This is a genomic window from Flavobacterium sp. WG21 (genome assembly GCF_000335775.1).
Lineage (GTDB): Bacteria > Bacteroidota > Bacteroidia > Flavobacteriales > Flavobacteriaceae > Flavobacterium > Flavobacterium tructae.
This window is the reverse complement of sequence record NZ_AMYW01000016.1, coordinates 54909-79642: the sequence shown is the minus strand read 5'-3', so window position 1 is coordinate 79642 and position 24734 is coordinate 54909. Positions and strand designations below refer to the sequence as shown.

Annotated in this window: 23 protein-coding genes and 1 tRNA gene; 11 read left to right on the top strand and 13 right to left on the bottom strand. The window is 34.9% G+C overall.

Annotated features, from left to right (window positions below; all coding sequences use genetic code 11):
* Positions 1-70: 70 nt before the first annotated feature.
* From murG to C245_RS0112870, 7 genes are all read left to right on the top strand, one after another.
* A complete protein-coding gene (gene murG, locus C245_RS0112900) occupies positions 71-1156 on the top strand; it encodes an undecaprenyldiphospho-muramoylpentapeptide beta-N-acetylglucosaminyltransferase (RefSeq protein ID WP_017497016.1) in 1086 nt (361 codons plus the stop codon).
* 135 nt (positions 1157-1291) lie between these two features.
* A complete protein-coding gene (gene murC, locus C245_RS0112895) occupies positions 1292-2641 on the top strand; it encodes a UDP-N-acetylmuramate--L-alanine ligase (RefSeq protein ID WP_017497015.1) in 1350 nt (449 codons plus the stop codon).
* Positions 2628-3350 carry a cell division protein FtsQ/DivIB gene (locus C245_RS0112890; RefSeq protein WP_017497014.1) on the top strand — a complete coding sequence of 241 codons (723 nt, stop codon included), beginning with the start codon at positions 2628-2630 and terminating at the stop codon, positions 3348-3350. The genes murC and C245_RS0112890 overlap by 14 nt, the downstream gene beginning before the upstream one ends.
* 6 nt (positions 3351-3356) lie before the next feature.
* Complete coding sequence (gene ftsA, locus C245_RS0112885) at positions 3357-4778, top strand: cell division protein FtsA (protein WP_017497013.1); 1422 nt, start codon at positions 3357-3359, stop codon at positions 4776-4778.
* An 84-nt stretch (positions 4779-4862) separates the two neighbouring features.
* Positions 4863-6890 carry a cell division protein FtsZ gene (gene ftsZ, locus C245_RS0112880; RefSeq protein WP_026110047.1) on the top strand — a complete coding sequence of 676 codons (2028 nt, stop codon included), beginning with the start codon at positions 4863-4865 and terminating at the stop codon, positions 6888-6890.
* A gap of 206 nt (positions 6891-7096) precedes the next feature.
* Positions 7097-7546, top strand: coding sequence for a GatB/YqeY domain-containing protein (locus C245_RS0112875; protein ID WP_026110046.1), 450 nt, complete (start codon positions 7097-7099; stop codon positions 7544-7546).
* Between the two features lie 79 nt (positions 7547-7625).
* Positions 7626-7699: transfer RNA gene (locus tag C245_RS0112870), tRNA-Arg, on the top strand.
* A gap of 93 nt (positions 7700-7792) precedes the next feature.
* Here the strand turns inward: C245_RS0112870 and C245_RS0112865 are convergent.
* Positions 7793-8527, bottom strand: a complete 735-nt coding sequence (locus C245_RS0112865; RefSeq protein ID WP_017497010.1) for a hypothetical protein — start codon at positions 8525-8527, stop codon at positions 7793-7795.
* 155 nt (positions 8528-8682) lie between these two features.
* On the opposite strand from C245_RS0112865, the gene C245_RS0112860 reads away from it, so the two are divergent.
* The gene (locus C245_RS0112860; protein ID WP_017497009.1) at positions 8683-9624 is read left to right on the top strand and encodes a GyrI-like domain-containing protein; all 942 of its coding nucleotides are present in this window, start codon (positions 8683-8685) and stop codon (positions 9622-9624) included.
* A 216-nt stretch (positions 9625-9840) separates the two neighbouring features.
* On the opposite strand, the gene C245_RS0112855 is transcribed toward C245_RS0112860, so the two are convergent.
* Both C245_RS0112855 and C245_RS0112850 read right to left on the bottom strand, forming a co-directional pair.
* A complete protein-coding gene (locus C245_RS0112855; protein WP_017497008.1) occupies positions 9841-10032 on the bottom strand; it encodes a hypothetical protein in 192 nt (63 codons plus the stop codon).
* Positions 10033-10123: 91 nt separating this feature from the next.
* On the bottom strand, positions 10124-10588 hold the full coding sequence (locus C245_RS0112850) for a DUF962 domain-containing protein (RefSeq protein ID WP_017497007.1): 465 nt from the start codon (positions 10586-10588) through the stop codon (positions 10124-10126).
* Positions 10589-10916: 328 nt separating this feature from the next.
* Between C245_RS0112850 and C245_RS0112845 the strand changes: the two genes are divergently transcribed.
* Complete coding sequence (locus tag C245_RS0112845) at positions 10917-11153, top strand: hypothetical protein (protein ID WP_017497006.1); 237 nt, start codon at positions 10917-10919, stop codon at positions 11151-11153.
* Here C245_RS0112845 and C245_RS0112840 read toward each other — a convergent pair.
* Both C245_RS0112840 and C245_RS0112835 read right to left on the bottom strand, forming a co-directional pair.
* On the bottom strand, positions 11150-12400 hold the full coding sequence (locus C245_RS0112840; protein WP_017497005.1) for a TMEM143 family protein: 1251 nt from the start codon (positions 12398-12400) through the stop codon (positions 11150-11152). The two genes, C245_RS0112845 and C245_RS0112840, sit on opposite strands and share 4 nt — an antisense overlap.
* A 469-nt stretch (positions 12401-12869) precedes the next feature.
* Positions 12870-13337, bottom strand: coding sequence for a hypothetical protein (locus C245_RS0112835; protein ID WP_017497004.1), 468 nt, complete (start codon positions 13335-13337; stop codon positions 12870-12872).
* 571 nt (positions 13338-13908) lie between these two features.
* On the opposite strand from C245_RS0112835, the gene C245_RS0112830 reads away from it, so the two are divergent.
* Both C245_RS0112830 and C245_RS0112825 read left to right on the top strand, forming a co-directional pair.
* A complete protein-coding gene (locus tag C245_RS0112830) occupies positions 13909-14121 on the top strand; it encodes a hypothetical protein (protein WP_017497003.1) in 213 nt (70 codons plus the stop codon).
* A 125-nt stretch (positions 14122-14246) separates the two neighbouring features.
* Positions 14247-15776: a SulP family inorganic anion transporter gene (locus C245_RS0112825; protein ID WP_017497002.1), complete on the top strand. Its 1530-nt coding sequence runs from the start codon at positions 14247-14249 to the stop codon at positions 15774-15776.
* Between the two features lie 71 nt (positions 15777-15847).
* On the opposite strand, the gene C245_RS0112820 is transcribed toward C245_RS0112825, so the two are convergent.
* From C245_RS0112820 to miaB, 8 genes are all read right to left on the bottom strand, one after another.
* Entirely contained in the window at positions 15848-17047 is a 1200-nt protein-coding gene (locus C245_RS0112820) for an ectonucleotide pyrophosphatase/phosphodiesterase (protein WP_017497001.1), read from the bottom strand.
* 250 nt (positions 17048-17297) lie between these two features.
* A complete protein-coding gene (gene groL / locus C245_RS0112815) occupies positions 17298-18926 on the bottom strand; it encodes a chaperonin GroEL (RefSeq protein WP_017497000.1) in 1629 nt (542 codons plus the stop codon).
* Between the two features lie 85 nt (positions 18927-19011).
* Complete coding sequence (gene groES, locus C245_RS0112810) at positions 19012-19287, bottom strand: co-chaperone GroES (RefSeq protein ID WP_012023920.1); 276 nt, start codon at positions 19285-19287, stop codon at positions 19012-19014.
* 144 nt (positions 19288-19431) lie between these two features.
* Positions 19432-19770 carry a preprotein translocase subunit SecG gene (gene secG / locus C245_RS0112805; protein WP_026110045.1) on the bottom strand — a complete coding sequence of 113 codons (339 nt, stop codon included), beginning with the start codon at positions 19768-19770 and terminating at the stop codon, positions 19432-19434.
* Between the two features lie 3 nt (positions 19771-19773).
* The gene (locus C245_RS23720; protein WP_017496998.1) at positions 19774-21114 is read right to left on the bottom strand and encodes a tetratricopeptide repeat protein; all 1341 of its coding nucleotides are present in this window, start codon (positions 21112-21114) and stop codon (positions 19774-19776) included.
* A gap of 101 nt (positions 21115-21215) precedes the next feature.
* The gene (locus tag C245_RS0112795; RefSeq protein WP_026110044.1) at positions 21216-21719 is read right to left on the bottom strand and encodes an LptE family protein; all 504 of its coding nucleotides are present in this window, start codon (positions 21717-21719) and stop codon (positions 21216-21218) included.
* Positions 21720-21894: 175 nt separating this feature from the next.
* Positions 21895-23148 carry a sigma-54-dependent Fis family transcriptional regulator gene (locus tag C245_RS0112790; protein WP_017496996.1) on the bottom strand — a complete coding sequence of 418 codons (1254 nt, stop codon included), beginning with the start codon at positions 23146-23148 and terminating at the stop codon, positions 21895-21897.
* 94 nt (positions 23149-23242) lie between these two features.
* Positions 23243-24688, bottom strand: a complete 1446-nt coding sequence (gene miaB, locus C245_RS0112785; RefSeq protein ID WP_017496995.1) for a tRNA (N6-isopentenyl adenosine(37)-C2)-methylthiotransferase MiaB — start codon at positions 24686-24688, stop codon at positions 23243-23245.
* Positions 24689-24734 lie beyond the last annotated feature (46 nt).

Below are 24734 nucleotides of genomic sequence, written 5' to 3'. Positions count from 1 at the left end.
AGAGAATTGAGAAATAGGTTGAGAAGTATTGAGAGAATTCATAACTCACAACTCATAACTAAAAAAAAACATGACAAAATATAAATTCATATTAAGTGGTGGTGGTACAGGAGGACATATCTATCCTGCAATTGCTATTGCGAATGAATTAAAATTACAATTCCCTGACGCTGAATTTCTTTTTGTAGGTGCCAAAGATAAAATGGAAATGCAGAAAGTGCCGCAGGCAGGTTATGAAATCAAAGGACTTTGGATTGCAGGTTTGCAAAGAAAACTTACGTTGCAAAATTTAATGTTTCCGTTAAAATTGGCAAAAAGTTTGCTGGAGTCACGACGAATCATAAAACAATTTAAGCCAAACGTTGTAATTGGTACCGGAGGTTTTGCCAGTGGACCTTTATTAAAGGCAGCAGGCTCGGCCGGAATTCCAACAGTCATTCAGGAACAGAATTCGTTTCCGGGAATTACGAATAAATTGCTAAGCAAAAAAGCCAATGCAATTTGTGTAGCTTATGATCATCTGGAGCGTTTTTTTCCAGAAGAGAAAATTGTTTTAACCGGAAACCCGGTTCGTCAGGATTTGATTGATATTGACAGTAAGCATGAAGAGGCGATTGCTTTTTATGGACTAGATCCGAATAAAAAAACATTGTTGGTTTTAGGAGGGAGTTTAGGAGCGAGAAGAATCAATCAGTTAATCGAAAAAGAATTGCAAAATTTTCTTTCGCAGGACGTTCAGATAATTTGGCAATGCGGGAAGTTGTATTTTGAAGAATATAAAAAATACAATCAGCAAAATGTTAAGGTGGTTGATTTTATTGAAAGAATGGATTTTGTATACGCTGCTGCTGATGTAATCATTTCACGTGCCGGAGCCTCATCGGTTTCCGAATTGTGTATTGTAGGGAAACCGGTTATATTTATTCCGTCGCCGAATGTTGCTGAAGATCATCAGACAAAAAATGCGCAAGCAATTGTAGATGCAAAAGGAGCTATTTTGTTGAAGGAATCAGAATTGGATAATGAATTTAGTATTGTTTTTGAAGCCTTGCTTAAAGATGAAGGAAAGCAAAAACAATTAAGTGCAAATATTAAAAAACTGGCAAAACCAAAAGCAACACAGGATATTGTAGCTGAGATTGTGAAGCTGATTTAGCTGTAGGCTATAGGCAGTAAGCTTTAAGCTTGCCCTAAAGCTTAAAATACAAAAGAGAATAAATAATAAACACAAAGGTTGAGTGCTTAAAGCCTAAAGCCTATTGCTTAAAGCAAAAAAAAAGCAAAAAAAGAAATGAATTTAAATCAAATACAAAACGTTTATTTTATTGGTATTGGAGGCATCGGAATGAGTGCCCTGGCCCGCTATTTTAAAAATATAGGGAAACAGGTTTCCGGTTACGATAAGACACCATCTATGCTGACAAGCGAGTTGATTGAAAGCGGTATTGATATTCATTTTGAAGATAATATTGGTTTAATTCCAAAGGAATATTATATCGAGAATACACTGGTGATTATTACACCGGCTGTACCCAAAACACATTCTGAATGGAATTATTTTACAGAAAGAGATTATGTGGTTAAAAAACGTGCTGAAGTTTTAGGGATTATCACTAAAGATACGTTTTGTTTTGCTGTGGCAGGAACACATGGAAAAACCACAACCTCAAGTATTTTGGGACATATTTTGTATGAAAGCGGAGCAGATGTAACTGCCTTTGTGGGGGGTATTGTAGAGAATTACAATTCGAATTTAATTGGAGAAGGAAAAACAGTTACTGTAGTGGAAGCAGATGAATTTGACCGTTCGTTTTTGCACTTGCATCCTAATATTGCCTGTATTACTTCAATGGATGCAGATCATTTGGATATTTACGGAACCAGTGATGCAATCGAAGCTTCGTTTGTGGAATTCGCTTCAAAAGTAGAAGATAAAAATAAGCTGTTTATAACCAAAGAATTACCTCTTGAAGGAGTTCAGTGCGCTATAAACGAAGAGGCGGTATATAAGGCTTTTAATGTTCGTATTGATAATGGAAGTTATGTTTTTGATGTGCAGACGCCATCAGAAGTAATGACAGACCTGCGTTTCGGATTGCCGGGAAAACACAATTTAATGAATGGACTAATGGCTATTGCGATGGCCAAAACGTTCGGCACCCCGACCGACTCCATTGCAAAGGCCATTGCTTCATTCAACGGAATCAGAAGACGTTTTTCGTATCAGATTAAATCTGAAAACTTAGTTTATATAGATGATTATGCACATCATCCAACAGAAATAAATGCAGTACATCAGGCGGTTACTGAATTGTATCCGGGACGTAAAGTACTGGCTATTTTTCAGCCGCATTTGTTCAGCAGAACCAGAGATTTTGCTGATGGATTTGCCGAAAGTCTGTCTCAGTTTGATGAAGTGTTTTTAATGGATATTTATCCGGCACGTGAATTACCGATGGAAGGGATTACATCGGAATGGCTGTTAGGAAAAATGACAAATTCGAACAAAAAAATTGTTGCAAAAGAGGATTTATTAGCGGAGATCAAAGCCAGTGATGCGCCAATAATTGTAACAATAGGAGCTGGTGATCTTGGTGAGATGGTTCCTTCAATTAAAAAAATGCTGAATGAAAATATTTAATTGGACAAATATTCGTTTGATACTCATTTTAGGGCTGGTTATTTTTTTATATTCCTTCGCTCAACATCGAAATGGAGATCGAAAATTAAAAAAATCCATGGTAGTTTTTGTAGGAGAAAATACGCTTTTTGTGAAGCCTGAAACGGTTAATAAATTGTTGATAGAAAATAAAAGAGACGCTTCCAGTATTAGAAAAGATGAATTAGATTTGAATAAGATAGAGAAAACCCTCAATGCGCAAGACATGATTGAAGAGTCAGATGTTTTTGTAAGTATCGACGGCGTTCTAAAAGCAGTAGTAAAACAGAAGACACCAATAGCAAGAGTTTATGATGGTGATCAATCTTTTTATATTGACTATGAGGGTAATAAAATGCCTTTGTCGGACAATTATACTGCGAGAGTTCCTCTTGTTTCGGGGGCAATTAATAAAAAAAATAACGAAGATTTAGCTGCTTTATTTCGCACAATTTATGACGATGCGTTTTTGAAAAAAAACATCATTGCAATACAAATTATGCCTAATGGTAGCTTAAAAATGTTTAATAGAAATTATAATTACTTCATCGATTTTGGCAGAACGATGAATGTTGATAAGAAATTTAATAACTATAAAGCCTTTTTTCAAAAAGCGGTTTTAGATAGTTCGTTATACAAATACAATAAAATTGACCTTAGGTTTACGGAACAAGTAGTTTGCACAAAATAATAGAAAATGGAAAAAGATAACATTGCAGTAGGTCTAGATATTGGAACAACCAAAATAGTTGCCATGATAGGCAAGAAAAATGAGTATGGTAAACTGGAAATTTTGGGGATTGGGAAATCCAAAAGTTTGGGAGTGGCGAGAGGAGTTGTAAACAACATTACGCAAACTATTCAATCAATTCAGCAAGCAATACTTGAAGCAGAAAATAATTCAGGTTATAAAATTAAAGATGTGGTAGTAGGTATCGCCGGACAGCACATCAGAAGTATACAGCATACCGATTACATCAGCCGTAATAATCCGGAAGAAGTAATTGGCGAAAAAGATATTCAGCTTTTGATCGATCAGGTAAATAAACTGGCGATGTTACCAGGAGAAGAAATTATTCACGTCTTGCCACAAGAATTTAAAATCGACGGGCAGTCTGAGATTAAAGAGCCAATCGGAATGTATGGCGGAAGATTAGAATCCAGTTTTCACGTTGTAGTGGGGCAGGCTTCTTCAATCAGAAACGTGGGAAGATGTATTCAGAGTTCAGGAATCGAATTGTCCGGATTAACCTTAGAGCCTTTAGCTTCTGCTGATGCAGTTTTAAGTCAGGAAGAAAAAGAAGCCGGAGTAGCGTTAATTGATATTGGTGGTGGTACGACTGACTTAGCTATTTTTAAAGACGGTATTATCCGCCACACAGCAGTGATTCCTTTTGGAGGAAATGTAATTACAGATGATATTAAAGAAGGCTGTTCGATTATCGAAAAACAAGCAGAGCTTTTAAAAATAAAATTCGGATCGGCCTGGCCGGGAGAAAATAAAGACAATGAAATTGTTTCTATTCCGGGATTAAGAGGAAGAGAGCCAAAAGAAATTTCGCTTAAAAACTTATCTAAAATTATTCATGCCCGTGTGGTGGAGATTGTAGAGCAGGTTTTTGCAGAAATTAAGGCCTATGGACACGAAGATCCGCGTAAAAAATTAATTGCCGGTATCGTACTTACGGGTGGAGGTGCGCAACTAAAACACATCAAGCAATTAGTAGAGTACATTACAGGAATGGATACGAGAATTGGATATCCAAACGAGCACCTGGCAGGGAATTCAAGTGAAGAAATTTCCAGTCCGTTATTTGCAACCGCAGTTGGTTTAGTAATGAACAGTATCGAAAATAGTACGCAAAGTGCTGTTAGAATGGAGATTGTAAATGATCAGCCAAAAGTGGTATACAGAAATGTACCGCCGCCGATACAACAGCCGGTACAACAACGATACGAAGTTGAAGAAAACTACGTTGAAAGAGTAGAAACTATCGAAGAAACCAGAGAAGTTAGAAACAGCGTCTCTAAAGAAGAATCTACAGAAACAAAAATCAGAAGATCATTTTTTGACCGATATGTCGATAAAATCAAAGATTTTTTAGACAACGCTGAATAAGATAATAAAAGAAAAGGATTACTTTATTGGCCCCAAGTCAAGAAGTAAAAAATGTATTAAATAAGAATTTCAAAAACCAAAAAGATGATGAGCAACTCAGAATTTGGAAGTATTTCATTTGATTTACCAAAAAACCAATCAAATGTAATCAAAGTAATAGGTGTAGGTGGAGGTGGTAGTAACGCTATCAATCATATGTTTAAACAAGGTATTAAAGGCGTAGATTTTATCGTCTGTAATACCGATTCACAGGCACTGCAGAACAGTTCGGTTCCTAATAAGATTCAGTTAGGGATGAACTTAACAGAAGGTCTTGGTGCAGGAGCAAATCCTGATGTAGGACAGCAATCTGCTATAGAAAGTATCGCTGATATCGAAAAAATGTTAGACCGTGGTACTAAGATGGTATTTATTACCGCTGGTATGGGAGGTGGAACAGGTACAGGTGCAGCTCCGGTAATTGCACAGTTAGCTAAAGAAAGAGAGATCCTGACCGTTGGTATTGTGACGATTCCTTTTCAGTTTGAAGGGAAAGTACGTCAGGAGCAGGCACTTTTAGGAATTGAGAAATTGCGTAAGCAGGTCGATTCCTTAATCGTAATCAACAATAATAAATTAAGAGAAGTATACGGAAATCTTGGTTTTAAAGCCGGATTCTCTAAAGCGGATGAAGTTTTGGCAACAGCCTCAAGAGGTATTGCTGAAGTAATTACGCATCACTATACTCAAAATATCGATTTACGTGACGCTAAAACTGTTCTTTCGAATAGTGGAACAGCGATCATGGGATCTTCCGTTGCAGAAGGCGAGAACAGAGCTAAGGAAGCTATTATTGCAGCACTGGACTCTCCGTTGCTGAACGATAATAAAATTACAGGAGCCAAAAACGTATTGTTGCTTATCGTTTCTGGATCTAATGAAATTACTTTAGATGAAATCGGAGAAATCAACGATCATATTCAGGCTGAAGCAGGTTACAATGCTAATATTATCATGGGAGTTGGTGAAGACGAGACTCTTGGTGAGGCTATTGCCGTAACTATTATTGCGACAGGTTTTGACGTTGAACAGCAAAATGATATCGTTAATACAGAGCCTAAAAAAATCATTCATACCTTGGAAGATGAGCAAAGAAGTGTTCATAATCTAACCAATAAATCAGTTACTTCTTTTGATTTAACAATTGATACACCAACCAGTAAATCAGAAGAAAAAATTGTTTTTGATTTAATGGACGATGAAGACACGGTTGCTCCCGTAACTCCTGCTCCGGTTGTACCAGTTGCAGCTACACCATTTGAAGTTGCTCCGGTGGCAGCTACTCCAACAATGAATCAGGAAGAATTGGTAGTGATGTCTGAGTTTATCAAAAATCTGGATGTTACGTTTGAAATTGTTTCGCCGATAACCGATATCGATTTTACGATTACAACTCCGCAAGCCGAAGCTTTTCAGGATATAAAACCAGTTCAGCAAGTGCAGCAAAGAACATTCGAAAGAGAAGAACAAACGACATTCTCCTTTGATTTGCCAATTTTCAGATCTGAGCCAGAAGTTAGGAAAGAGCCGGTTGTTGAAGAAACTAAAGTTTTGTTCGAATTAACAAACGAAACTCGTAATATTAAAGTAAATGACCCGGTTTCATTTGTACCGGTAACCGAGCTTTCTGACAAAGGAGTTATCAAGTATTCTTTAGAGGAATACATGGAAGTTGAAAACGATTTAATGACGTCAAAACCGGTTGAAAAAGTGGTAGAAGAAGTAATTCCTGCGGAATTAAATATCACCATGAAACCAAGACCAGATTTCGCTGTTGAACCGGATTACTCCACAACAGCAAATGTGTCTCCGATGGAACTGACAATTGAAGAGACTTTACGTTTAAGAGCCGAAGAAAGAAGAAAAAAATTAAAAGAATTTAATTATAAATTCCATAATAATGTGTCCAGAATTGATGAATTGGAGAAAGAGCCTGCTTACAAAAGATTAGGTATTGATTTGTCTAATTCACAAGCAAACAACACAAACTCAAGAATTTCGGTTGGAACAGACAGTAACAACGATTTGCAATTGCGTTCAAACAATTCGTTTTTGCACGACAACGTAGACTAGTTTTAAAATCATAATAATTGGATAACCCGAAAATTGGATTTAATTTTCGGGTTATTTTTTTTATCTTCGCACAGAATTTGAAATTTGACTTCATAAGCAGGTTTTTAAAGTGAATCTTATGGGTCAGTTTAAGCGAAGGAGAAAATATAATTTTAAATGTAATAGATCAATCTATAAGCCTTGGCTTATTTAAATAAAATTAGAAAATGAGTTTACAAACACTAATCATGGACGAGATTAAAACCGCCATGAAAGCAAAAGATACAGTAAGTTTAGAAGCATTAAGAGCTATTAAGTCTGAAATGTTATTGGCTGCAACGGCTTCAGGTTCTAAAGAAGAATTAACAGAAGACGATGAAATTAAATTGCTTCAGAGATTGGTGAAAACCCGTAAAGAAAGCGCCAGAATTTTTACAGAGCAAAATCGTCCTGATTTAGCAGAGCCTGAATTAGCTCAGGTAGCTGTAATCGAGAAGTTTTTACCGGCTCAGTTAAGTGAAGAAGAAGTAGAAGCAGTAGTAGCAAAAATCATTGCTGAAACTGGAGCTGCTGGAATTGCTTCAATGGGTAAAGTAATGGGATTGGCTTCTGCACAATTAGGCGGAACAGCTGAAGGGAAAACCATTTCTACAATTGTAAAGAAACTATTATCTTAAAAATTCCAATATTTAAATTCCAAATCCCAACCTTATTCCTGGAATTTGGAATTTAAAAAATGGAATAGTAAACAATATTGACCTCGTAGTTCAACTGGATAGAATATCAGATTTCGGCTCTGAGGGTTGGGGGTTCGAACCCCTCCGGGGTCACTTAAGTAAAAAACCTATTTCGTTACGAAATAGGTTTTTTTTATGTCTTTTATAAACTGTTTTATACGTTTTGCTTTGTACATTCCATGAAGTTCATATGACAGGAGTAAAATCGCTCAATTCTAATTGTATTGGAGTTTCATATCTTTTATTATTCAGGTCTGCTGTAAAAGATTTTTTGGGTTTTAAAGTTATCAAACCCTTTGCAATACTAATTGTATCAATCAAGGTATAAATATCCTCATAGAATTGAAGCTTATAGTTCATTGAACCGTAGAAATTATTCTTCTTGTCTTTGTGTTCAATTACAGCCATTGTTCCAATTTCTTCGACTTCAATTTGATAATAAATATCAATTTTAAAGGACTTGGTTTCTTTTGTTTTAAAATGAATTTTTATTTTGGTATCCAATTCTGAAATAAGCTTCTCAGTTTGATCTACTAATGGCAAATTTAAGTCATTACTTATTTTTCTCAGCGCTTGGAATGTTATTGATTTAATTAGGCCGTTTTTTTCACTATCAGAAAGTGATTGTAATTTTTCAACGTCAATTCCAAAATCCAAATATTTAATTCTTTTGTCAACGTTTCTATTCGAAACTACAATTTCATTTTCCTTTAATACGGTTGTTAAATTGATGTATATATGATCAAATTCTCCATAAGTGAATTTTAGTTCGTTTAATTTTCTGGCAATTCGTTGTCCTATAAAATTTGTATCTTTTGTTGGTACGAAGAGCTTACCTAGTTGTCGAGGAATGCTTTGTCCTTCAATATTTTGCTTTTCACTTTCATAAAAGCGTATGTCTTTTAATATTCTGTCACCCATTTTTTAATCTTTATTGTTGGATAAATGTATTAATAATTTTGCTTCAGAAAAGGACTTTAAAAGAATAAAAAAATGTCTAATACATCCATAACTTTGTATTAATATTAGTTTGCATTTGTAAATGATATTTAACGTTTATACTATAGCTTAAAAGCATGACAAAGGAAGAGTCTATTAAAGAATATTATTTTAGAATCAATAAAAGTATAGATTACATTAAGGAAAATCTTCATGAAGAGCTTTCTTTAGAAAAATTGGCAGCTCTTTCCAGCTTTTCAAAGTTTCATTTTCATAGAATTTTTAAGTCTGTTACAGGAAAAACAATCAATGAATTTATTAAAAATGCAAAGATAGAGAGGGCTCTGTTTTTCCTGATGAATAATCCGTCAAAGACAATTAGTGAAATAGCCAATGATTGCGGTTTTTTGAATGTTTCCTCTTTTTCAAGAAGTTTTCGTGAAGTCAGACAGATGACACCAAGTGAATGGCGGGTACAGTATAAAAATAGCAATATTCGTATAATAGATAGCAATATTGGAAAAATGCAGTCTGAAATCGAAAACTACCTTGCACTCAAATTAAATAATTTAAAAAATATTGAAATGAGTGAAATTAAGAAACTTGATTTTGAAGTTAAAAATCTTGAGGCATTTAATGTTATTTACATCAGAAATCTCAATATTCACAGTCATGATAGTGAAACATTTGAAGAGATGTTTAAAAAGCTTTTTAGCTGGGCTACTCCAAGAAATTTAGTAAATTTTCCTGAAACCAAAGCATTGACCGTTTACAGAAGTAATGCTAATTTATCAGGAATGCTTCAGGCTGATGTTTGTTTGTCTGTTCCTGAGAAAATAGTAGGAGAGGGGATAGTGGGTAATACCATAATTAGTGGAGGGTTATATGCCATTTTCCATAAAGAAGGACCAATGTCAGAATGCTTTAAAACCTGGAATTACATATACGAAGTTTGGTTTGAAGAGAATGGCTATCAGCCCGATAATAGAAATTTCTTTCTAAGCCATTTAAATGATCCTAAATTGCATCCTGAAAACCTCCATATTATCGATATCTATATACCAATAAAATTACTATAGGATTAATAACTTCTAAATTCGAATTTATGAAACTGTCTTTTATTGTCACATTTTCTGTTACAGCTAATGGTCTTCAATTTAATTTTAGAATAAATTATTTCTAAAAAAGTATATGAGAGTATTTGAAAAAAGGCCTGAGAATATCAATTCTCAGGCCTTTTTCTAATAATTCATTCGAAAACGATCTAATATCTGAGGCACGAGATTTTGCTTCCGTTATTTTGCAGACCCTTTTTTTGCGTTTTTGATCAAAATAAAAATAGAGAATAAAAATACGATGATATAAAGTACTGCTAAAGCCGGTTTTTCGAAAGTTAGTTTTTCAAAGTCAAATTGTTTGTACAATACTACTCCTAAGATGATTGCAATAATCGAAAAGACAAATGATGATGCTTTTTGGTTTTCCATTTTTTTAATGTTTTATAAGTATGTTAATTAGTATTTCCAGTTAAATGACAAGTATTCCTGAGGCTATCATTTTCAACATATTGGAAGTGAGTTACTTCTTAGAAAATAAATTCTCTACAACCCAGGCCGGACCAATCATTAGAAATTGTAAATCTTTCAAAAAAGAAGGCTTTTTTCCTTCAATATTATGTCCGTAGAATTGACCGATCCAGGCAATTATAAATACGCCAATAGAAAAGATCCATAACGGCAAAACTTGTCCGATATAGTAATTTACAACCAAACAAATTGTCGAAAAAACAGCAATTTTCAAAGCCATCGTTACCGACAGACGAAGGTAAAAAAGAAGTACAAAAATTAAAACAACAGCAGCCCAGTTTTCCAGAACAGGAGCGTTCAGTTTTAAGGTATTGGAGATGAAATCACTTGGAATACTCATTAACAGTCCAACTATCGAAAAGTAGATTGCTGGTACACAAATATAATGTATTGCCTTATTCTTTGGGTTCTGATGACTTACAGCGTATTCATCAAACCATTGTTCTAATGTTCTCATTGTTTTGGGTTTAGTGTCGTAAATCTACTAAAAAAACATTTAGTTTTATCAGTTTCGACTATTCTTAAAAATATATAATCTTAGTTTTTAAGAAGACGCAGATATGAAATTTGAATTAAAAACGCTGCAGATCTGCTTTTAATCTGGCACTAAAGAAGTACTTCGTTTTCGAGAAAAAATAATGAAAAAAGGATAAATTTTAGATTTAATACTCAAAAAAAGGAGGTATTTGTCTTATCATGATAGTTTTATGGCTTTATTAGGTGTGCCGTCTTTTTTTTCATTTCTAATTTTGTCGATAATTAAATAACTTATTAAACAAATAGTTATGTATCAAATAGAAAACAAAGAAGAGGTGATTGTAAAGATTTATGTAATCAATCATGAAAAAGAAAATGATGGTCAAACAATGGCAGACGGTTTACAGCTATACAATCATACATGGATTCAAAATGATTTGTCAGAAAATCGAGTTGAAATTGTAAAACTAATTTTTAGTATACTTCTTCTCCTTGCTCTTTTCTTTTCATTTATAGTATTGTTGATTATTAAATTCTGTAATTAATTATATTCAGAAACTTCTGCTTTCTGATTGTAGTCAAAAACATTATCCCATAATGAGTCAACGGTTACCAATGCGTCATCTAAAGGGATAACACTCCATTTACCATTGGATTCAACAGCTAACGCCATAGTTTTTAATTTCAACAAAGCATCCTGTACATCAAAGTCCAGATTTGTATTGAGCGCTGTCGTAAACCAGGACTCAATTTGATTGTCGAGTTCTTCGGCTGAGATTGCATATTCATTTTTGTATAAAAAGGTATAAGCCAGTATCGTTTCTTTCAGTACTTCTTCTTCAGAGGAATTTAGCAGTGAATAGAAAGCACCGCTATTGTTTCCGAGATTTTTAAAGTAAAGGCTGTCTGAAAGGATTTTAGAGTATTTGATTCTTTTATTGACAAAGTTACTGTACTGACGAAACAAATAAAGGGATAAAATACCCAGCGCAATTAAACCCTGATTTAAAGAGGCTTTGCTGTTTAATAAGTCGATAGCTTCTCCCGATTGATATGCGCCATACATGCCAATCAAAGCAGGAATTACGGTTGTACTTAAAAGTGAAATTCCGCCTCCAATTCCCGGAACCCAAAAGAACAACTTATCTTTGGTAGACATTCTCGGAATAGCATTTGGGAATATAGTTTCGAGATCATTTTTAGGAACACGTTTAAAGATCTTTAAAGCAACCGAACCCGGTTCGATAGGCATTTTTCCTAGTTTTACTTTTTTTTCTTTAATATAATCGGCTTCGCTGTAATGAAGGTAAATCAGGACACGATCGTAATATTCAATTTCAATTTCTTTCTTCCAGAAAAAATATTTTCGAATCTTTTCTTTTGCCTTATGTTGTCCCCGAACATATAATTCGTAGTCTTTAAAGGCGTTGAAATCAATTGAAAGCTTCAAACCGATTAAGTCTGAATCCTCAAAGGCTTTATCCAGTGTTTCTTGATCTATTTCACGATAATTCCCCTGTTCTAATACCGTAAGTAATGTTTCTTTGAAAACGTTGAAATCACTTTTACCTATAAAATTTTCGCGTTCGTTCAGACTCAAATCAGGATCAAACAAAGCGTAGTTTTGCTTCAGATTTCGATTAAGATTAAAAGCTTCGTAATGGAAATAGTGTTCAATAATATCAAACAGTTTTCTGAAATCATCCGTTTTCTTGGAATCTTCGGCAAAGGCAGTTAGTTGTTGTTCCAATAGAAATTCCTTGTTGAAGGGAATATAGTGTTCTCGTGTCATAGAGATATTTAGGGGCTATATTTTTTTTTAAGGCTCAAAGATACAAAGTGATTTTGTTTTGATCATAACAGGCTTTTAAAATTTGTTAGATGATCATCAAGAAAGAAATCTTTGCAGATGTTTTCGGCAGAAAGTAAGGAGTGTTTTTCTCATCAATTGAAAACTGTGATTAAAAAAAAACGAGACTTTTAATCGTTGGCATCGATTAAAAAGCTCGCTTAATTGTTCCAAAAAAAATGACAATATTTTATAATTTTCTCTTAGGAAAACTACAATTTAAAATAAAAATTATTTGGTGCAAAACTACCACTTAAGAAAGTTTTGGCAATACGTATTTATACCTGTTTTTGTGTTTTTTTGCCCAAAAGGATTAGAGATTAAAAGTGTATTTTTCCTTAATTTTATTGTTTTATAGTCATTTTTTGCGACTTGTTTTCTCTAATTTATTTAAAGTAGTATTTGTTTGAGATTAATCCGGTTTAGAATTTTTTAATTCTATTATTTTTTGAATGTATTGTATCAGGTTATCTTTTTCTACCGAAAATGGTGCTTTTTCATCTTCCGTATTCAGGTATAAATCTGCAATACTTTGAGCATCCATATTTTTATTCACGTAATGGTATTCGGTATATTTAATAATGCTTTCTACAAAAAGTTCTTGCAGTTTACCTTTTTCTATAGTTTCTTCGTCACCATTTTTTATTTTTTCTATTTCAGATTCTGGTAAATCAATAGTGAGGTAAGTCGTATCTACGGCCACATTCGAAAGCATTTCTGGGGTAGCTTTTCCTGAAGCGTTACAATAAGCACAAGGACCCGGTGCCCATTTTAATTGTTTGTTTAAACGTCGTATGTCTTCCCAGTCTACAAAACCTTTCCCAAGACATCTTGGGCATCCTGAATTTGATTTTTTAAATAGAAAACTAAAAAAAGGCATTTTTCCGAAAATTTAGGTTAAAGTTGTTTGGCCTTGCGAAGATAATTTTTTTATGTAAGAAAATTATTTTTAAAGCAGATTGTTTTTTTGAGAATTTGAGGGAATTTTATCGAGAGAAAGCATTTGTTTTTTATCGCATAAATATAAAATAAGTTTCTGTATCAGGTATTTGACCGTAATCTCGTTTAGCTGCTTTGTTTTTTCATTTTTTTGATGAAAAAAGAATATTTTCTTCGGGTGCAGAATCTAATTCAGAAAGTTTTTGCTTACATTTATGCACCTCAAATCTCAAGAGAATCTACACGTTAAGGCAGTCGGATTTTAAACCTGAAATCGCCTGAAAAGAGTGCATTATGTCTCAGCTATTCGTTTTTTATGTGCTAGAGTTTATAAAATTTAGATGTACGTGTAACAGAAATTAAGAACGAACGTCTAAGTTATTTGTAGTTATCAGGAAGCTCCCGAATTATTTAGATTGGGGATTTTTCATGATTCATTTTATAGTAGGTTTATAATTCAGCTTTATTCCGTAATTCGTTGATCATTTTATGTATCACTAAAGTAGAAAGATATGGTTGTTGAAGTTTTTAAAACAAATGTGCAAAAAGAGGCAGATAAAAATTATGTCATTGCCGTTATTCAAAGCCAGTTTCCTGATTATAAAATCAATTTTGACTTAGAAGATTGTGATAAAATATTGCGTATAGAAGGCATTGATTTAGAGCCTGAGAATATTATCGATTATGTGAATTGTTTAGGATATACTTGTGTAAAATTAGAATAATTAGAATATGATAAATTTTATTGTTTTTTGTTTTTTACTGTTGGTAAAACAGTTTTTAAATTAAGTTTTAGTATAGGAAAGCTTTATTTAAGTATGTGCACATTATTTTTTAAATTTGTGTGCTTATGAAAAAAAGGACTCCTCTTTTTGACTTTACTCAAAAGGTCAATTATAAAAACGAAATTTTAGCGGGATTAACAGTTGCGATGACAATGATTCCAGAATCGTTATCGTTTGCAATTTTGGCTGGTTTTCCACCTTTGGTTGGTTTATATGCTGCTTTTATTGCGGGTTTGGTTACCTCGGTTTTTGGAGGCAGACCCGGGATGATTTCGGGTGGAGCGGGAGCCACTGTTATTGTTTTAATTGCTTTAATGAAATCGCACGGTATCGAATATGTTTTTGCAGCCGTGGCGCTTGGAGGCATCGTCCAGATTTGTATCGGACTTTTTAAACTCGGAAAATTTATCAGATTGGTGCCGCAGCCCGTTATGTATGGCTTTGTAAACGGACTTGCCGTGGTTATTTTTATGTCGCAGCTGGAGCAATTTAAAATTGTGGTGAATGGGCAAACCACTTGGTTACAAGGATCTCAATTGTATATTATGCTGGCTTTAGTGGCGCTTACAATTGGAATTGTATTACTTTTTTCAAAGATTACAAAAGCAGTTCCGGCCTCTTTGGTGGCAATCATTGTCGTATTTGCTGTCGTATTGATTTTTAATATTGACACAAAAACCGTTCAGGATATTGCCTCTGTTAAGGGGGGATTTCCGTCCTTTCATATTCCAAATATCCCGTTGTCTTTTGAAACCATTAAAATCATATTTCCATATTCTGTAATTGTTGCGGCAGTGGGCTTAACAGAAGGTTTACTGACATTGAATCTTGTCGATGAAATAACAGGTACAAGAGGGAATAGCAACAGAGAATGTATTGCTCAGGGGAGTTCTAACATTTTGAATGGTTTCTTTTTTGGAATGGGGGGATGCCCAATGATTGCACAAACACTGGTTAATCTTTCTGCTGGTTCGAGAGCACGACTTTCGGGAATAATCGCTTCTTTAACGATTTTATTGATTATCCTTTTTGGAGCTCCTGTAATCGGTAAATTACCAATGGCTGCTTTAGTAGGCGTCATGATGATGGTTGCGATTACGACTTTTGAATGGGCGAGTTTCAGGATTATTAACAAAATGCCGGCGCATGATATTTTTGTGGGTGTTTTGGTGGCAGTTGTTACTATTTTACTACACAATCTGGCGTTAGCGGTTCTGATTGGAGTGATTATTTCTGCCTTGGTTTTTGCCTGGGAAAGTGCCAAAAGAATTCGTGCCAGACATTATATTGATGAGAAAGGGACAAAACATTACGAAATCTATGGACCATTGTTTTTTGGCTCTACTGCTGCTTTTATAGAAAAATTCGATCCTTTAAACGATCCCAATCATGTGATTATTGATTTTAAAGAAAGCCGCATAGCAGATATGTCGGCTATCGAAGCATTGAATAATTTGACGAAAAAATACAGTCAGTTAAACAAAGTAATTGAACTGAAACATCTAAGCAAAGACTGTATTGTTTTACTTAAAAATGCTGAAGCTGTTATTGCCGTAAATGTAATTGAAGATCCAACGTACAAAGTTGTTTCTTAGTAGCTTAATGTGGCAATTAGATAATTGCTGTACGTTACGCATAGAAATTATCTAATTGCCACATTATCTAATTATTTAAGCATGTTACTAACTTCGGAAAATTTTCCGTCTACTTCATCAATTTGCAAGCCGAGAATATGAGCAATTAAAGGGTATACCGAAACATTCTGAAACGATCCGACCGTTTTATTTACTTTAAAAGCGGGGCCTTTAGCATAAAAAATAGCCTGCATGTCTTTTTCTTTGTTGTCGTATCCGTGTGTACCACCGCTTACATGTACCGATTTTTCTTTTACTAAACTATATCCTTTTTTGGCCTCAATAACAAAATCATGAACTCTCGGATTAGTTCCGAAGTGTAATCTTTTAGGAACTTCTTTGGATTTCCAGAATTTAATATGCGGTACTTTCTTTAAAGCATTTGCGATTGAATCCTGAAAGCCGGGTTTTGCCTGAAGACTCATGATTGGATTAATTACAGCATTATAACCAAGCCATTCGGGTTTTATATAATCCAGAACGGCTACTTTTTTATCATCGCTAATGTTTGCCATTCCATGATCTGAAACGATAATTAAATTGATTTGTTTTCCAATGGATAATTGATTCAGTTTAGAAGATAACCGCCCCATAAGAGTATCCATTCTTCGGATTACTTTTTCGTTTTCAGGAGAAAGAGGACCAAATGAATGGCCGGTATGATCAGGCTCATCAAAATAAAGTGTGATAAAATGCGGACGTTGTTTTTCAGGAAGCTGAAGCCATTTGATTACAGTATCAATGCGGGTTTCGTAAGGAATTTTGTTGTCGTACTCTTTATAAATACCAGGTCTTTTTTGATCCGTATCTGATCCCGGCCAGAAAAAAGAAGCGGCTTTTACTCCCTGTTGTTTAGCAACGTTCCAAATCGGATTTCCACCATAGAAACGGGAATCATTTTTGGCATTTGAAGACAATGAGAAAGATTCGTTTAATGCAGCATCGTAAAAAACATTATTAATGATTCCATGATGATCGGGGTAGAGCCCGGTAACGATGGCGTAATGGTTGGGGAAAGTTTTGCTGGGATAAGAAGGGCGCATTGATTTGGCATGGACACCTTCTTTTGCTATTTGAGCTAGATTTTGAAGTTTGAAATGTTTAGCATAATCCCAACGAAATCCATCCATAGAAACCAGAACCACATAAGCGTCTTTTTGGTTTTGCGCATTAGAAAGAATCGTAAGAAGTAAGAATATAAAAGGTAAGAGGTGAATGGTAAATTTTCTCATTTTGAAATTTTAAACAGAACTGTAAAGATATTAATAACCGGATTTTTAATGAAAAAGAGAATGTTAAACAATTTTAAAATTAAAAGGTTTACCACAGATTAAAGGATTAAAAAGATTCTCACAGATTATAATCTTTTTAATCCTTTAATCTGTGGCTGGAAAATAATTGTCTGCGAGAATTTTGGAAAAAAAATATAAAAAAAAACGCCAGATCGAAATCCGGCGTTTTGAGTTTTAAAGAAAAGAACGATTACATCATTCCCGGCATACCGCCACCCATTGGCATACCGCCAGCGTTTTCTTCTTTAATATCGATTAATGCGCACTCAGTAGTTAAGATCATTCCTGAAACCGAAGCAGCATTTTCTAACGCTACACGAGTTACTTTTTTAGGATCGATAATACCTGCTTTAAGCATGTCTACGTATTCGTCAGTTTTAGCATTGTAACCAAAGTCTCCAGAACCTTCACCCACTTTTGCTACTACTACAGAACCTTCAAGACCTGCATTTTCAACAATAGTTCTTAATGGAGATTCAACAGCACGAGATACAATTTGAATTCCGGTTGCTTCGTCAGCATTATCCGCTTTAAGGTCAGCCAAAGCAGCTTTTGCTCTTAATAAAGCAACACCACCACCTGCAACGATTCCTTCTTCAACAGCAGCACGTGTTGCGTGTAAAGCATCATCAACTCTATCTTTTTTCTCTTTCATTTCAACTTCAGAAGCAGCACCAACATAAAGAACAGCAACACCACCAGCTAATTTAGCCAAACGCTCTTGCAATTTTTCTTTATCATAATCAGATGTCGTAGCTTCCATCTGACCTTTAATTTGGTTTACTCTGTTTTTGATGATATCAGCTTCACCAGCACCACTTACAATAGTTGTGTTGTCTTTGTCGATAGAAACTCTTTTTGCCGTTCCTAACATTTCGATAGTTGTATTTTCTAGAGTATAACCTCTTTCTTCAGAAATTACAGTTCCACCAGTTAAGATTGCGATGTCTTCTAACATTGCTTTTCTTCTGTCTCCAAAACCAGGAGCTTTTACAGCAGCGATTTTTAATGCTCCACGTAATTTATTCACTACAAGAGTTGATAAAGCTTCTCCGTCAACATCTTCAGCGATGATCAATAATGGTTTTCCAGATTGAGCAACTGGCTCTAAAACAGGTAGTAATTCTTTTAAAGAAGATACTTTTTTGTCGTATAATAAGATGTATGGAGAGTCTAATTCAACTTCCATTTTCTCAGGGTTTGTTACGAAGTAAGGAGAAAGATATCCTCTGTCAAACTGCATACCTTCAACAACATCTACAAACGTATCAGTTCCTTTAGCTTCTTCAACAGTGATAACACCTTCTTTACCTACTTTTGCAAATGCAGTAGCGATTAGTTCTCCAATCACTTCGTCATTATTTGCAGAGATAGAAGCAATTTGTTTGATTTTATCAGAATCACTTCCAACTACTTTTGCTTGTTTCGCAAGGTCAGCAACGATTGCTTCAACGGCTTTGTCGATACCGCGTTTCAAATCCATTGGATTTGCTCCTGCAGCAACGTTTTTAAGACCTTCTTTTACGATTGCCTGAGCTAAAACTGTAGCAGTTGTAGTTCCGTCACCCGCTAAATCATTAGTTTTAGAAGCTACTTCTTTAACCATTTGCGCGCCCATATTTTCTAATGGGTCTTTTAATTCGATTTCTTTTGCAACCGAAACACCATCTTTAGTAACCGTTGGTCCACCAAATGATTTTCCGATAATTACGTTACGACCTTTTGGTCCAAGAGTTACTTTTACAGCATTTGCTAATGCATCAACACCACGTTTTAATCCGTCACGTGCTTCAATATCAAATTTTATATCTTTTGCCATTTTTTTAATTTTGTTTAAAGTTTGATTTGTTTCAAGTTAATGAAGTTCTTAATTCTTAATACTTCGTACTTAAGACAATATTTTTTTAGATAATCGCAAGGATGTCATCTTCACGCATGATCAAATAATCAGTTCCTTCCAGTTTTAATTCTGTTCCTGCATATTTACCGTATAGAACAGTGTCGCCCACTTTTACAGTCATAGTGTGATCTTTAGATCCGTTTCCTACTGCAACTACAGTTCCTTTTTGTGGTTTCTCTTTGGCAGTATCTGGAATAAAGATTCCTGATGCAGTTTTAGTTTCAGCTGCAACAGGCTCAATAAGTACGCGGTCTGAAAGCGGTTTTATGTTTAACGCCATGATTTATTATATTATTAGGTTATACGTTTTTTTAATGTTCTAGAAACTTTCAGAAACTATGCCATGCTGGTAAAACTGACATTATTTCTTAAAAAAAATGCCAGCTTTTGACAGGCTGGCATTTTATAGTGATATTGAAATGTATTATTTAGCGGCAGGCGTTGCCGGAGCAGGTGTTTGTTGAGCAGGAGCAGCTGGTGTAGCAGCAGGCGCTTCAGTTTTTTCAATGATTTTAGAGTCACTGTCGCTTAATGATCCTGTAAAGCTTAAGCTAGAAAGTAAAATTAATGCAATTAAAATAGTAGCCAATGTCCAAGTACTTTTGTCTAAAAAGTCAGTTGTTTTTTGTACTCCACCTAACATTTGAGTTCCGCTGATTGTAGAAGACAATCCGCCTCCTTTAGGGTTTTGAACCATGATTACTACGATCAATAGAAAACAAACTATTGTGATTAAAACTAAGAAAATTGAAAATGTACTCATTGTTTAAATATTATTGTTATTTTGTTGTAAAATCTTTATATCCGAAATACGGTCTGCAAAGAAACTAATTTTTTCTGGATATTTCAAAATTAATATTTCATATGCTTGTATTGCTTTGGTGTATTTTTTTTGTTCCAAATATACTCTGGCCAAAGTTTCTGTCATTAAGTAAGAATTATCTTCTTTACTTAAGTCTGATTGTACGGTCTGCGTTATTGCAGTTTGTTTGATAGGAGAGATCTTCGGATTGGTTTCGATGAATTTATCGATCAATTCTGCTTTTTTCTTTTTCTCTTCTTCAATTGATTCTGTTACTGTTGGAGATTCCGTTACTTTTTCGGGCTCTTTTATTTCGGGTGAAGTTTCTTCGCTTCTGTCAATTGGTTCCGTTCTGGCTAATTGCAGCCATTCCTGAAAAGAATGTTTTTCGTTAACAGAAAAATCCAAAGGCTGTCCTATTTCCAGATTTTCTTCTGCTGTTTTTACACTCTCAGGAGCTTGGGCTTCTTTTGGTTCCTCGATTAATTCAGGTTGTTCGGAAACAACCGTTGTTGCTTCTTTTATAGAATTTAATATCGATTGCTCAACTGGATTGACTTTTACTTCTTTAACCTCTGGGTTTATTTCCTGAATTTCTTCCTCAACAATTTCATCAAAGAAAGTTGGTGTCGGCTCTTTGGTTGGAGGTAATACAGGTTGTTGTTCCGTCTGCTCTGTTTCCGTTTGCTCGATTTTTGCAGGTTCTTCTAAAATGATTGGAGCAACTTCTACAGGCTCGGCAACAATAAATTGTTCTGAAACAGATTCAACAGCTTTTTCTATTGTTTTTACCGGCTCTTCAAAAGTTACAGCTGCTGCTTCTTGTGCAGAATCTAGTATTGATTGTTCAATAAATTGATTGACAGGTTTTTCTTCTGCTTTTACAGGTTCTTCAAAAGTTACTGTTGCAGCTTCTTTTATAGAATCCAAAATAGATTGCTCGATTGGATTAACACGTACTTCCGGTGTTTTTTTGACTTGTTCAAAGGATACGATCTCACTGTCAAAAACTTTAATTTCCATAAGGTCTCTAAGTTTTTTATCGTAATATTCACTTTGAATTGAAGTGAAAGATTCAGAAGTAATAAAATCAAATAAAACGGTACGATCCGTAGTATGAGCTGCTGTGACTTTTAACGCATAATTATACTTAAAACTGTTTTGATCGTAAAGTCCTTTTAAGCGCAAGGCTCTTGCACTTTGAAAATAAGGAAATTCATTCAAAACGCTTCCCAATGCTTCTGCCTGCTTTTCGGTAATAGCATCAGGCTTGTTCATTAAGAAGGTATAATCGGTTACATTCATTTATTCTATTGTTTAATCGTTTATTGGTTTAATCGCTTATTTGTTTCACTGTTTAATCGATTAAACGCTTAAAAGTTTTAATGATTCGACAGAAAAGCAAATTACCATTTTGCTAGTGACTCGTTAAAAATATCTTGTGTGATTCTTTCAAAAATAACCTGAATAGCTGTATTTAGCGTAGCTCCGGTAGGTAGCCCCTGTCCTGGGAAATCATAGTAAAATTCAAATGTTTTTTCGAAATCGTCTTTTTCCTTCTTTTTATTGGTAAACCTCACATGTACACGAATACTTAAACGGTTTTGAAAAGCTCCCTGATCGGCTGTGGCCGTCATTGGTGTGGTTCTGTAATCTACAATTTCTCCTTCGTAAACTAAATCACCACTATTACTTACCAGGTTTAAATTGGTTTGATTTTGGATTAAGTCTTGTAGGGTCAATGTAAAAGTTCTATCAATTCCCGGTTCAATTAAATCAGCATTATTTTGAAAAAAGTTGACCTGAAAAGTTTTGGCATCGATGTTTCCTGTTCCTGTAAAGTTGTAAACAGAACAACCGCTTAGCATGAACAAGCTCATTAAGGCTAATAAAGAATATATTTTTTTCATAATATCAATTGGGGGTAAATTCCAAATCTCAAATTCCAAATTTTTAGGGAATCCCATTTTTTTTCAAATATAACAATTTGGATTTGAGTGCTGGTGCATCGGCGAAGCAATTTGGATTTTATTTTTTTGTCTCAGCTTTTAAAGCAGGAATTTAAAATTTGAGAATTATTTACTTTTATAAATCGAATTGTTTAATTTTTCTATATAAAGTTCGTTCAGAAATGCCTAATTCGTCTGCAGCAGCTTTTCGTTTTCCTTTATTTTTTTCTAGTGACTTTTTGATCATCTCGATTTCTTTCTGTTCTAAACGTAGTACCTCTTCTTCTTCAATGGTTTCCGCAAACAGATAATTGTCGTCCTGCATCTGATAATTGTCCTCGCGTGGAGTAGGTGTCATTACAGCGGTCCTTGGTTCTTCTTCAAAGTCTATTTCGCTTTCATTTTCCTGAGAGCCATATATTTTCTGAATTAAATTCGGATTGATGTCCTGCACTTTTGTACCATTTTTCATCAGTTCTAAAGTGAGTTTTTTCAAATCGTTCAGATCGCTTTTCATATCAAAAAGCACTTTGTATAAGATGTCTCTTTCGGTGCTGAAATCGCTTTCTTTTTTACTATCGTTAATAACAGAAGGCAGACTGCTTCCTTCTGTAGGTAAATACGATTGTAAAGTAGCCGATGAAATATCACGATTGGTTTCCAGAACCGAGATCTGTTCGGCCACATTTCGCAATTGACGAATGTTTCCGTTCCATCTGAATTTCTGAAGAAGCTGTACCGCATCATCGTCTAATTTTAATGGAGGCATTTTGTATTTGTGCGCAAAGTCGGCTACGAATTTTCGGAACAACAAATGAATGTCGTCGTTTCTTTCACGCAATGGCGGTAAAGTAATTTCGACAGTCGTTAAACGATAATATAAATCTTCACGGAATTTTCCTTTTTCGATTGCATTGAACAGGTTCACGTTGGTAGCGGCTACAATTCTCACATTTGTTTTCTGAACTTGTGACGAACCTACTTTAATAAACTCACCGTTTTCAAGTACACGAAGCAAACGAACCTGAGTAGTTAAAGGTAATTCTCCAACTTCATCCAGAAAAATAGTTCCTCCGTCAGCTACTTCAAAATACCCTTCACGAGTGCTTGTGGCACCTGTAAAAGCTCCTTTTTCGTGACCGAAAAGTTCACTGTCAATAGTTCCTTCCGGAATTGCACCACAGTTTACAGCAATATATTTCCCATGTTTTCTGTGTGAAAGAGAATGGATGATTCGTGGAATATTTTCTTTACCTACACCACTTTCTCCGGTCACCATTACCGAAATATCAGTTGGGGCAACCTGAATGGCTTTTTCAATAGCACGGTTTAGTTTCGGATCATTTCCGATAATCTCAAATCGCTGTTTTATTGCTTGAACTGTTTCCATGTGTGTTTTTGTTTCAAGTTTTGTTTGTTTCAGGTTTCAAGTTTCAAATTACGCAAAGAACTTGAAACTTGAAACCTGAAACTTGAATAACTTTTTAATTCATTTCAGAATATCCAACAGCTTTTCCTTTTAAGGTACCTGAGGTGCAGCTTTCAATTTTTACATTGACAAAGTCTCCAATTTTATAATCTTCTTTTGGAAAAACTACCGTGATACTTTGCGAATTTCTTCCTGAGAACTCTTCAGTTGATTTTTTAGAGACTTTTTCGACTAAAACTTCAACCGTTTGTCCTACGAATTCCTCACTGCGGAACCAGGCATGTTTTTGCTGTAGGTCAACAATTTCCTGTAATCTTCTGGCTTTGGTTTCTTCAGCAACATCATCTTCCATTTTTCTTCCTGCCAAAGTTCCGGGACGCTCAGAGTACGAATACATATAACCGAAATTATATTTCACATATTCCATTAAGCTCATAGTGTCTTGGTGATCTTGTTCGGTTTCTGTTGGAAAACCGGCAATCATATCTTGTGAAATCGAGGCATTCGGAATGATTGCTCTGATTTTATCAATCAAAGTCATGTATTCTTCACGAGTGTGCAGACGGTTCATTTCTTTTAAAATTCTGTTACTTCCTGACTGAACCGGTAAGTGAATGTGTTTGCAGATATTAGGATGTTTGGCAATAACGTGCAGTACACTCTCATGCATATCCTGTGGATTTGAAGTCGAAAAACGGATGCGCATTTTTGGAAAACCAACGGCAACCATTTCCAGCAACTGATCGAAATCAACGGCTGTTGCTTTTTGCATTTCAGAAGCATTTACAAAATCCTTTTTTAACCCGCCTCCGTACCAAAGATAACTGTCGACATTTTGACCTAAAAGTGTAATTTCTTTAAAGCCTTTGCTCCATAAATCCTGAATTTCATTCATGATACTTTGTGGCTCACGGCTGCGTTCACGTCCGCGTGTAAAAGGTACAACGCAAAAGGTACACATGTTATCACAGCCTCGGGTAATCGAAACCAGAGCAGTAATACCGTTACTCATCAAACGAACAGGTGAAATATCTCCGTAAGTTTCTTCTTTTGATAAAATTACATTGATGGCATCACGTCCTTCGTCAACTTCAGCTAATAAATTCGGCAGATCTTTGTAAGCATCAGGTCCAACAACAAGATCGACTATTTTCTCTTCCTCCAAAAATTGACTTTTCAAACGTTCGGCCATACAGCCCAGAACGCCAACTTTCATTTTCGGATTGATACGCTTTACAGCATTATATTTTTCCAGACGTTTGCGAATAGTCTGTTCTGCCTTGTCTCGAATCGAGCAGGTATTTACCAGAACCAAATCGGCGTCTTCAAGAGTTTGTGTGGTGTTAAATCCGTTTTCAGATAAAATGGAAGCTACAATTTCGCTGTCCGAAAAATTCATCGCACAACCGTAACTTTCAATAAAAAGTTTTTTAGTATTCTCAGGTTTGTTTTCCAAAACGAGACTTTCGCCTTGTTTACTTTCCTCAATAATCTTTTCCATTGTATAATTTCAAAGTGCAAAGATAATGTAAATGGGGGGAATGTGA